This is a genomic window from Paraburkholderia sp. BR13439, assembly GCF_040948805.1.
Taxonomy (GTDB): Bacteria; Pseudomonadota; Gammaproteobacteria; order Burkholderiales; family Burkholderiaceae; genus Paraburkholderia; species Paraburkholderia youngii.
Genome location: NZ_JBFPKN010000062.1, coordinates 1 through 9910, shown reverse-complemented (window position 1 = coordinate 9910; position 9910 = coordinate 1). Strand labels below are relative to the sequence as shown.

The window sequence follows — 9910 nt, the reverse complement described above, 5'->3', positions numbered from 1 at the left end:
TCCAGCTTGCGTACGGAAAACAAACTCTCGGTGAACGTGTCGGCGCCGCCCATGATCTCCAGTGGGCAAGTGGTGGTTCATCTATCAACGCTTCACGAACTCTGCGCGATGACGTGTTTCAGCGGTAGTTTGGCTGGAGCAGGGCGGTAGGGATGAATTCTGCTGCCGTCGGAGTACTTCCGATGGAATCGGATTCGAGAATCTACGCAGCAAACCGAATGTTAATTGTTTACAGCGGCATGCGCCTCTGTGTTTCGTGTCAAGCCTCAACGTGTTCGTGTGCCGAATCTATTCAATAATTCACCCCTGCAGAGGAGATGTCATGTCCGGTTTCGCCATTCGGTGTGCGTCCGATTGCCCTCCTGTCACCCTGCCCTCTAATCCTGTCCTGCTCGGCGGCGAGAATCGTTCCGGCACCACTCTACTCAGCGTTCTTCTCGACTCGCACTGCGATTTGGTCGTTGGCCCAGAACTTGACTTCACCGAACCGGTCGACCTCGGTCCGCATATCCTCGCTGTGTGCGACATGATCGACGTCCACAACTCACGGCTCGCCGGTGCGACGAAGGAAACCGTTGACCCCGACTGGTACGACGGCGCGCATTTCGTTTTGCAATGCGAACGTTTCGGTCTCGAGCGCGACGATTTGCGGAACTTGGTGGTGGACTTGATGACCAAACGTGGAACCAATCTGTCGGCTCCGGAAGACCGTTGTCGGCTCATCGACTCCATTGGCGAATTCCGACGCAACCAGATGGGAGCCCGACGTTGGGGCATCAAGCTTCAGCGCAGGATACTGGACGTCGGCACTTACGCAGCGATCTGGCCTCGGGCCCATTTCATTCACATCATTCGCGACGGCCGCGATCTGGCCGCGTCCCACTTGAAGACAGTCCCCGACTGGGGCTACCGGACTGTCGCGCAGGCCGCGCACGGCTGGTTGGATGTCGTCACCCGGCCCCGCCAGGCTGCGCCTGACGGCCGCTATCTGGAGGCGCGGTACGAGGACCTGGTAACGCGCCCCCGCGAAACCATCAAACGAATGCTGGACTACCTTCACCTGCCGTGGGACGAGGCGGTCCTGAACCACGCGGCGCACGAACACGCGCTGTTCAACAGACCTTGGGGGCATCCCGCCGCACAGGCCGCAAGCAAGCCTCTGCACACCGGGCGTAATGGACGGCATTTGCACGACCTCACGCCCGGAGAAATTGCCGAGTTCGAGCGGATCGCCGGTAAAGAGCTGATACACCTAGGCTACGACCTGTCGATGCCGCCTTCAGGAAGCGCGAGATGATAGAGGCGCACAATGCGCCCCGACACCGCCTGCCCTGTAGCTTTTATCTGCTTCTCGCTGGCCAGACGGTCTCCCTTCTCGGCTCACAAGTGACGTTTCTTGCACTTCCGCTGACTGCGATCGAACTTCACAACGCAAGCCCGTTCGAGACTGGGATACTGCTCGCATGCGGACGAGCGCCCTACCTGCTACTAGGGCTGCTCGCCGGGGTCCTCACCGACCGGTTCTCGCATCGGATGCTGCTAACGACAGCGAACACGACGATAGCACTCACCTTGGCCTCCGTACTGCTGGCCGCCTCCTTGGCCGGCCACGTAAGCACGCGTCATCTGTATATGGTCGCCACCGTGGCAGGCACGGCCACGGTGATCGCGGATGTGGCCTTTCTTGCTTGCGTACCAACCGTTGTGCGGCTCCCGCAACTGGTACAGGCTCAAAGCAGGCTAGAGCTGGGACAGTCGGCGGCACTGATACTCGGCCTGCCACTTGCGGGCTGGCTGATCTCTACCTTCTCCGCTCCGATCGCCATACTCGCCGATGTCGCGTCGTTCGTCCTTGTGACGATGCTGCTCCCTTGGGTATCAATGAGGCCGGTGAGGAGCCCGTTGTTCGGCGCGGACCGCCGAGGCGTCGCGGTCGACGGGAGCATCATCAGTCGTATCCTGTTGGAAGCTACAAAGGGCGCACTGTTTGTGCTGCGTACCTCCCGGCTGCGCGCAATTACCTTTGCGACGGGCACGCTTATCTTTTTCTACAGCGCCTACTCGGCTGTCTTTCTCCCTTACCTGACCAAGGACTTGAGACTGACGGCCACCGCGATTGGCACCGTCATGGGCATCGCGGCCGTGGGATCCGCCGTCGGCGCGTTGCTCGCTCGTCTGGCTGCGCGGGCACTGGGACTCGGCCGAGTGCTGGTTGCGGCCCTCTGCACCAGCGCCGTCGGCGCGGCGCTCGCACCCATGTGTCCGGCGCCGGGTTGGCTGGCACTCGGGTTATCGCAGTTCCTGTTGTGGACCGGTCAGCAGATGTACAACGTCCATCAGGTGCCCATCCGCTTCATGCTAGCACCACCTGAGTTGCATGGGCGTGTGAACGCAGGCATTCGCACCATAGTATGGGGCCTCGCTCCCTTCGGCGCCCTGCTGGGCGGCTCCTGTGGAACGTTGCTGGGTTCCCGGGCAACGCTCCTGTTCAGCGGTGCTCTAATAGCGATGTCCTCTGGGTGGATTTTGACGTCTCCTCTGCGAGCAGTGCGGACACCCCAGCTCCAAGAGGGACATGCCGAGCCGACTTTCGTAGCCGAAGCTCCTCCTCGCAGGTAACGCAAGACATATCATCATGTTCACTGAAATACCTTCACTCAGTTTGTCTCCGGGCCATCTCATCGTCTGGCGAGCCAGCGCCCCGCACATGCCGGAAGCACCATGGACGACCGACTCGCGGCGACCATCCCATGCTCAGGAGGCCTTGATCAGGTACGCACTTGACACAGCAGGTGAAGGCCCCCTGCCGCCGTCCTGGTTGGGGTGTGCTTTCGATCTGCCCGCTGGACTTGATGCAGATGCCTTCGCTGCGGCATTGCGCAACTGGACAGATCGCCACGAAACGCTCCGCAGTCAGCTGATGTTTTCCGCTCACTCCACACCCGACAGTCGTCTACTCCGCGTGACGCTGCCGCCCGGCACCGTGACTATCTACACCAGTGAGGCGACGAACTTCCGCGACAGCCGAAAGCTGGCGCGGTATCTCGAAGATCTGTTCGACCGCGAAATTGGCCCACTCGGCTGGCCCGGATATATCTGCGCCACCATCAGCAACGCTGACGCGACCACCGTCTGCGTCGTCGCCGACCACACCCTGACCGACGGGTACTCCATTCTCGGGATCCCACATGAGATCCACACCCTGTACGCTGCAGCACTCGCAACCTCCGACAGCAAACCCGCTCCCCCTCTACCCCCCACGGCCAGCTACCTTGATTTTGCGGAGACTGAACGGAACGCAGCCGATGCACTGACCGTCGAACACGAATCCGTCATCAGCTGGCAGCAGTTCGTCACCAAGGTTGGCGGCCACCTGCCAGTTTTCCCTGAACCAGTTAACGCTCAGAGTGGCAACCCCACCACCGCGCAGCCGGGAGGACACGCCGAGCTCCTCGACGCGTCCTCCGCGCGCACCTTTGATCAGGTCTGTCGCGCAGCAGGCGGTGCCACATTCTCCGGACTGCTTAGCTGCCTTGCGAAGGTCGGCCACGAAATCACCGGCTCGGGTGAATTTCGCACGATGGTCCCGTTCCACACGCAAACAGGTCCCTGGAGATCCTCCATCGGATGGTTCGTCGGTATGGGCCCGGTCGCCTTCTCTCTGAGCGCAACCAGCTCCTTTGCCGAGACGGTCCGTTCGGCAGTCGCAGGCCTCAACGGAGTCAAGGAACTGGCCCAAATACCCCTTCCCCGGGTAGCGGAACTCCTTGGCCAGCCCCTTCGTGATCCCTTCATGATTTCGTATATGGATCTTCGCCGTACCCCCGGCGCGCGCAACTGGAACACTTGGCGAGCCATCGCGCTTCGTAGTCGCTGCACCGATCCGGATGAGGTGTGCCTTTGGGTCTGGCGCAACTACGATGGCCTGTTCGTCAGCTATCGCCACCCGGCCACCGACCTCGCAGGCATCGCGGTACCGCGCTATGTCGCCCGTACGAAGCAGCTCCTGTCCGTCGTCGCGGACACCTCCTGCTGGCTCGCCAACCCGCATTCAAAAGAAGAGTGTTGCTCGTGACAGAGATCAGACACATTGCAGCGACCTCTTACGACTACACAAAGTTCGACGCGGTTATCGTCGGCTCTGGGCCCTCCGGACCGATCGTCGCCCAAACGCTTGCAGAGAAAGGATATCGCGTGGCAGTGCTGGAATATGGAGGCCTGGTTTCCCCTGGCGCCTTGTACGGGCCGCATCAGGCGGCCTACAGCAAGGCACTCACTTCGTCCGGCCGACCCGCCGACGGCAACCCATGGACGGCGTGTTGCGTGGGCGGCGGGATGCAGTTCTACAACGCTATCACGCTCAGATACCGGCAGGCAGATCTTTCGGCCTCTCAATATCTGACGACCGACCTGGAGATTGATTGGCCCGTCGCACTCCGGGATCTCGAACCCCACTACTCGGAGATCGAGCACCTGTTGGAGATCACTGGGGCGAATGGATTTCCGACATATCCAGTCAGCCCTCGTGGGATAATGTTATCCACTGCAATGCATGAACTCGGTATAAAACCGCGCCATATCCCTCTGGCAATCCGGCCACCAGGGACTTGCATGGGGTGCAACCTGTGTTCAGCTTGCGATGAACTGGTATGCCCTACGGATGCCAAAGCATCTGTGCTCGCACGAAGCATTCTGGATGACTCTGCCCTGCCCGGATCGATCTCGGTTCTGTATGGCTGCTTCGTCAACCGGATCGAGCTTCGGGACGACGGTCAAGCTGAAGCTCTTGAGTGCTACGTGCCACTATCATCTGAGCGGATCCGGATTTCAGTCGAAAGGGTCATTGTCTGCGCAAACGCGATACAGACGGCGGCACTGATGCTCCGGTCAAAAAGTGAGCATGCCCCCAAGGGGATAGGCAACGAATCCGGCCTCGTCGGGCGGGGCCTCTCATTCAAGATTAGCGGCTACTCTGTCGGGTACATGGAGCGACCGGATCACGGCTCCAGTGCTCTGGCTTCTCACTGGGGCCCCCATGCGACCGTCTATACCGACGAGTTCTACGAGCACTGTGACGTACCACGCAAATTCGGCGGTCTCATCTATGAAGCGAATTTACCCATGCCGGAGGAAAACGTCGGTCTTTTGCGCCTGCACTATATGGCCGGTGAAGAACCGTGGTCGCACAATCGCGTGGTGCTTGACAGGGCCATTGACCGATACGGGGTCCCTTATATTCGTTTCGAATACAAAAGCTCGGCAAATGACCGTGCACGAATTGGCTTTCTCGCTGATCGCGCGGATGACATTCTGCGACACATTGGAGCGCTACGCATCAAGCGCGAGCCGCTTGCACACTCAAAAGGCAGTTCCTACCTGCACGGCACGATGCGCGCCGGACACGATCCCACCACTTCAGTTGTGGACCGCCTTGGCAGTGTTCATGGGTTCTCGAACATCCACGTCATGGATGGCTCCGTGATGAATTTCGCGGGAAACAGCAATCCGACACACACGATCATGGCCAACGCGAGACGAATGGCCCTTTCACTCGAGTAAAGGGGAACTCAAGATGCCTAATCCTGAAGTGACCGGACATCTGGCCGAATGGGAACGCGAAACCCGATCGTCAATCATTTTCCGCTCCGCCAATGGCGCGGTGGCGGAAGATATCAACGGCAAGATCTATCTGGATATGACATCCTGCAGCGGGGCTTCGCCTCTCGGCAGCAATGACATAGTATTCAACGCAAGGCTCGCACGGGCAATGGAGCAGGAAACCGACATTCTTCCATCGCCGGTGAGTCTGCAACGCCTGAGGCTGGTCGGAAAAATCTCGAAGATGTTCCCTGACACGCCGAGAGTGTTTTTTCTGAGGACGGGGTCCTGTGCAACGGAAGCGGCAGTTCGGATCGCCCGGTATCGAACTGGCCGGCCGGTCCTCCTGACGGCTGGCTTCCATGGATGGCACGACCTCTTTCAGCAGCCCCCTTGGTCGGACAATCCACCCGCTAGGGACCAACACATCCAGGATTTCCGATATGACCTCGATCTCCTTGAGCAGCAACTGGTCATGAACAGGGGGCGAGTCGCGGGCATTTTCTTCACACCTGAACCTTCGATCTTTCCCGCTGCATTGCTTCATGAAATCTCCAGACTGGCAAAGCTGCATGGAGCACTGCTGATCGTCGATGAAGTCCTTTGCGGGCTCCGTTATGCTTCGGGTGGCTACTGCCAAAAACACGGTGTAAAAGCCGACCTCATTACCTTGACCAAGGGAATCGCGCAAGGCATCGGCCTTTCCGCAGTTGTCGGCACCGCCGAGGCCATGACGGGGGCCGACACCGCATATCTTGGCCATACCTATCTGCGCGAGAACCGGGCCTTCGTGGCCGGTAACCTGACACAGGAAATATTTGAAGAAGCGGGCATTGTGGCCCGTCTCGCCGAAAGTGGTTCCGCACTCAAGAGGTTATTCCAGACCGCATTCGAGCGTAGCAAAATACCTGCTCGCGTTCTGGGAAGCGACAGCATGTTCGATATCGTTCTGCCGTCTGAAAAACATGGAAAAGCGTTCGCACAAAAGTGTCTGCAGCATGGCATCTATGTCGGATACCCGGCAACATACATGAGCAATGCTTCTATGAATAAGGCCTTTTTCGAGGCGTTGGAACCAGCACTGGATCTGGCACTCGCAGACTATTGCAAGGCCGAAGATATGACGACACCGTTCACCGATGCTTCGATGGTCGAATACTGCATGGAGGCATTCCGCACGACAGAAAAGGCATGTCTGTCGAACAAGCATTATTGGGCGTGATACTAGAGGGCGAAGTCCAGGAAAGACGCGACAAAAATTGCAATCACCAACTTTTTCTATTGTTTCGATTCCTACTCATATTGCCATGAACGAAATCGATCTCAACGATTACGATCACGTTGCCTTCGACCTGGACGGTGTCCTTGTGGATTCAGCGGCTGTAGTTGAAAACGCTCTCCGTCGATGGGCAGGGGAGGAACGGCTCTCTCCGGAGTGTGTGTTGCGGATGTCTGCCGCGCGCCGGGATATAGAACTAGTTGCGTCAATCTCTACCGGCCTCTCGCCGGAACGAGAAGCGGCCCGCATCGCAGACTATGAGGTCCAGGCGATGGATCTGCTCCGACCAATCTTAGGCGCCGCCGAGTTCTATAGCTCGCTCACCGCTGGGAGGCGATCTGTCGTCACCTCTTCGTCACGGGTCTCGGCTCTTGCCCGCCTCAAGGCGGCCGGAATCTCCTGCCCAAGAATCATGATTGCCGCTGAGGACATGAGGAAGGGAAAGCCGAATCCGGAACCCTATCAAGTGCTGTTGCGGACGTTGCAGATTGCCCCGGAACGGTGCTTGGTTTTTGAGGACTCCAGAGCCGGAATTGAAGCGGCAACCACTGCTGGTTGCGACTGCGTAGGCGTCGGACCTAATGCCAGCGGCCACCCCGGCATCAGGGGCTGGATTGAGGATTTTCGCGAGATGACCTTTCTAATCTGACGCCGGCCTCCGCTTTCCGGGCCGAAAGGACGACAAGATGAAAATATCAACGGAATACCGCACACCACTGTTTGATGAGGTGTTGATACGCGGCTCTGTCCTTGAGCACTACGTTGCACAGCAGGCAGACTATGAGGGACTTGTCAATGAACTGTTGCGTTCGTCGGGCACAATGCGCGACAGGGTCGGTGATCGTTGCATCTGGCAAGTCAATTCCACCGCGTTTGGCGGTGGCGTCGCCGAAATGCTTCCACACCATATATGCCTCCTCCGGGAACTTGGTTTCGATGTTCGCTGGCTCATCTTTAAACCGAACCAGGAGCAGTTTTTCCAGTTCACCAAAGGCGTTCACAATTCTCTTCATAATACCGCAGTAGCCGGTCTCGATGACCTGTTGCCGCACTATCTCGATGTTTCGAGGCAGGGTGCAGCGGAACTGGAAGCAATCATCGGACCTAATGACCTCCTGGTCATCCATGACCCGCAGCCACTTTGTGCTGCTTCGCAATTCCTGGATTCTCATCCGCACCCAGCCATCTGGCGATGCCACATCGGCTATCCAGAACGCACCCCGACGGTCGACAGGATATGGGCACTTCTCGGGGAATACCTCGGTCCATTCCAGCGTATTGTCCTGAGCGACAGCGAATACGTCTTCGATACACCTCAACCGATCGATATCATCCAGCCATCGATCAGTCCGTTCTCCGCCAAGAATCGCAACTATGAAGGGCCGGCAGACCAGAAGCTGGAAAATTCAGTTTCGTTTAATGGCCGCAAATCGGGACCTATGCCATCGCTTCAGGAAATCCTCGGTTCGCGGTATTTTCTGCACGTTTCCAGATGGGATAGCCTCAAAGGCATCGACCGGATCATCACCGCTTTTATCCGTTTTGTGCGTGCGGCATCCGACGAGGAAAATACGATACGCCTCGTGATAGCAGGACCCGACCCTCTGAATGTCGCTGACGATCCGGAAGGACGGACGTATTTCGAGAAGTGCCTGGCACTACGTGACCAGTTGCCAACGGAAGTACAGCAACATTTGTATCTGGCCTGCATCTCGATGAAGGACAACGACGCAAATGCAGAGATTGTCGGCCGACTTCAACAGAATGCTCATGGCATATTTCAATTGTCTCGCGAAGAGGGTTTCGGGCTGACGACGACGGAGGCTCTGTTCCGGGGTAGACCCGTCGTAGTGTCGTCCGCTTTTGGTCTGAAAAGGCAAGTCGTAAATGGGCTGAATGGAATTGTCCTTGAGGAACCGGACATCGAGGCCAAAGCCGCAGAGGTGATGCGTCGGCTTGCGACCAACTATAGTGATTACGAGGGGATGGCGAGAAGAGCGCGCGAGAACTGCCTGCACTTCGGCACGCAAATCTCGCAAATTCCAAAGTGGTATGACTCGATTCGTTCGGCCCTATCTAGTTTTGAAGAGCACACGGAGCCTCAGCGCGCAAATGCAACTGAGGCGTGAGTTGATGCCCACACGCTTACGACAGCCTCACAGGGATAGAGAAAAATGCATGGCTCCCTGATTACGCAGACAGCGAACACCTCATGCTGATTGAGACCTTCATCGGTTTTGTCTCTGCCCAAGAGCATAAAAGCCACGACCGTTCCGCAGGCGAGGCGAAACGGTTCCAGCGCTTGACGAACTCGGGGCATCCGTCCTTTTCGTGCTAAATCTGGCGGTTTCTCCACAGAGCCTTTATTTATAAGGCTGCCGTCGGCCCTGGCTCTTGTCAGGAGGTCCCAACAGTATCTGCGATAGCATATCTGCGCGCGATTACGGATCGCGCGCCGTAGTCGGGAGGCGCAGATGCCAGATCTTGGAGTTTCGCTATGTGGGACAATATCGCTTGCCCGCCCGACTGTCGGAATTCGACGTCGAGCGCTACTTCCCGTTGACTGACAGCGACGTTGCCGCAGTCAACGAGCGTTTTCGGCGCGGTCACCGTGCCGGCGTTCGATCCAGTTGGTCTTTCTGCGTGCCAGTGGCCACACTCTCGATCATGTCGGCACACTGCCGCGCCAATTGTTGCGGCATGTCGGCGAGCGGCTCAGCCTGCCCACCCCGACGATCGCCTCCCTCCGCACGCTCTATCAACGCTATAAGTCACTGAACGAGCATCAACTCTGGACCTGCGAATATCTCGGCATCACTTCGATCGGACCTAAGCACTGGACGGAACTCGAAGCGTGGATGCGACAGGACGCCGCCGAATCGCTCACGCTCGACGAACTGCTTCAGCGTAAGCACCCGGCGAAGTCATCTTGATCGGCAAGTCGTGCCGCCCGACGATCATGTCCATTCAAATTTTAAATGGACAGGTGTACATGACGGACGAAGTCGAGGTTGTCCAGGATGTGGTGCAGCC

Annotated in this window: 8 protein-coding genes; all 8 read left to right on the top strand. The window is 58.0% G+C overall.

Annotated features, from left to right (window positions below; translation table 11 throughout):
• The first annotated feature begins 322 nt into the window (after nucleotides 1-322).
• Entirely contained in the window at nucleotides 323-1297 is a 975-nt protein-coding gene (locus AB3X96_RS41335) for a sulfotransferase (protein ID WP_368594262.1), read from the top strand.
• Entirely contained in the window at nucleotides 1294-2619 is a 1326-nt protein-coding gene (locus AB3X96_RS41330; RefSeq protein ID WP_368594261.1) for an MFS transporter, read from the top strand. Before AB3X96_RS41335 ends, AB3X96_RS41330 begins: the two co-directional genes overlap by 4 nt.
• Before the next feature lie 145 nt (nucleotides 2620-2764).
• On the top strand, nucleotides 2765-4075 hold the full coding sequence (locus AB3X96_RS41325) for a condensation domain-containing protein (RefSeq protein WP_368594260.1): 1311 nt from the start codon (nucleotides 2765-2767) through the stop codon (nucleotides 4073-4075).
• Nucleotides 4072-5559: a GMC oxidoreductase gene (locus AB3X96_RS41320; protein WP_368594259.1), complete on the top strand. Its 1488-nt coding sequence runs from the start codon at nucleotides 4072-4074 to the stop codon at nucleotides 5557-5559. The genes AB3X96_RS41325 and AB3X96_RS41320 overlap by 4 nt, the downstream gene beginning before the upstream one ends.
• Before the next feature lie 13 nt (nucleotides 5560-5572).
• Nucleotides 5573-6820 carry an aminotransferase class III-fold pyridoxal phosphate-dependent enzyme gene (locus tag AB3X96_RS41315; protein ID WP_368594258.1) on the top strand — a complete coding sequence of 416 codons (1248 nt, stop codon included), beginning with the start codon at nucleotides 5573-5575 and terminating at the stop codon, nucleotides 6818-6820.
• Nucleotides 6821-6857: 37 nt separating this feature from the next.
• A complete protein-coding gene (locus AB3X96_RS41310) occupies nucleotides 6858-7526 on the top strand; it encodes an HAD-IA family hydrolase (RefSeq protein ID WP_368594257.1) in 669 nt (222 codons plus the stop codon).
• Nucleotides 7527-7563: 37 nt separating this feature from the next.
• The gene (locus tag AB3X96_RS41305; protein WP_368594256.1) at nucleotides 7564-9006 is read left to right on the top strand and encodes a glycosyltransferase; all 1443 of its coding nucleotides are present in this window, start codon (nucleotides 7564-7566) and stop codon (nucleotides 9004-9006) included.
• Nucleotides 9007-9507: 501 nt separating this feature from the next.
• A complete protein-coding gene (locus AB3X96_RS41300; protein WP_368594255.1) occupies nucleotides 9508-9810 on the top strand; it encodes a DUF4158 domain-containing protein in 303 nt (100 codons plus the stop codon).
• Nucleotides 9811-9910: the final 100 nt, after the last annotated feature.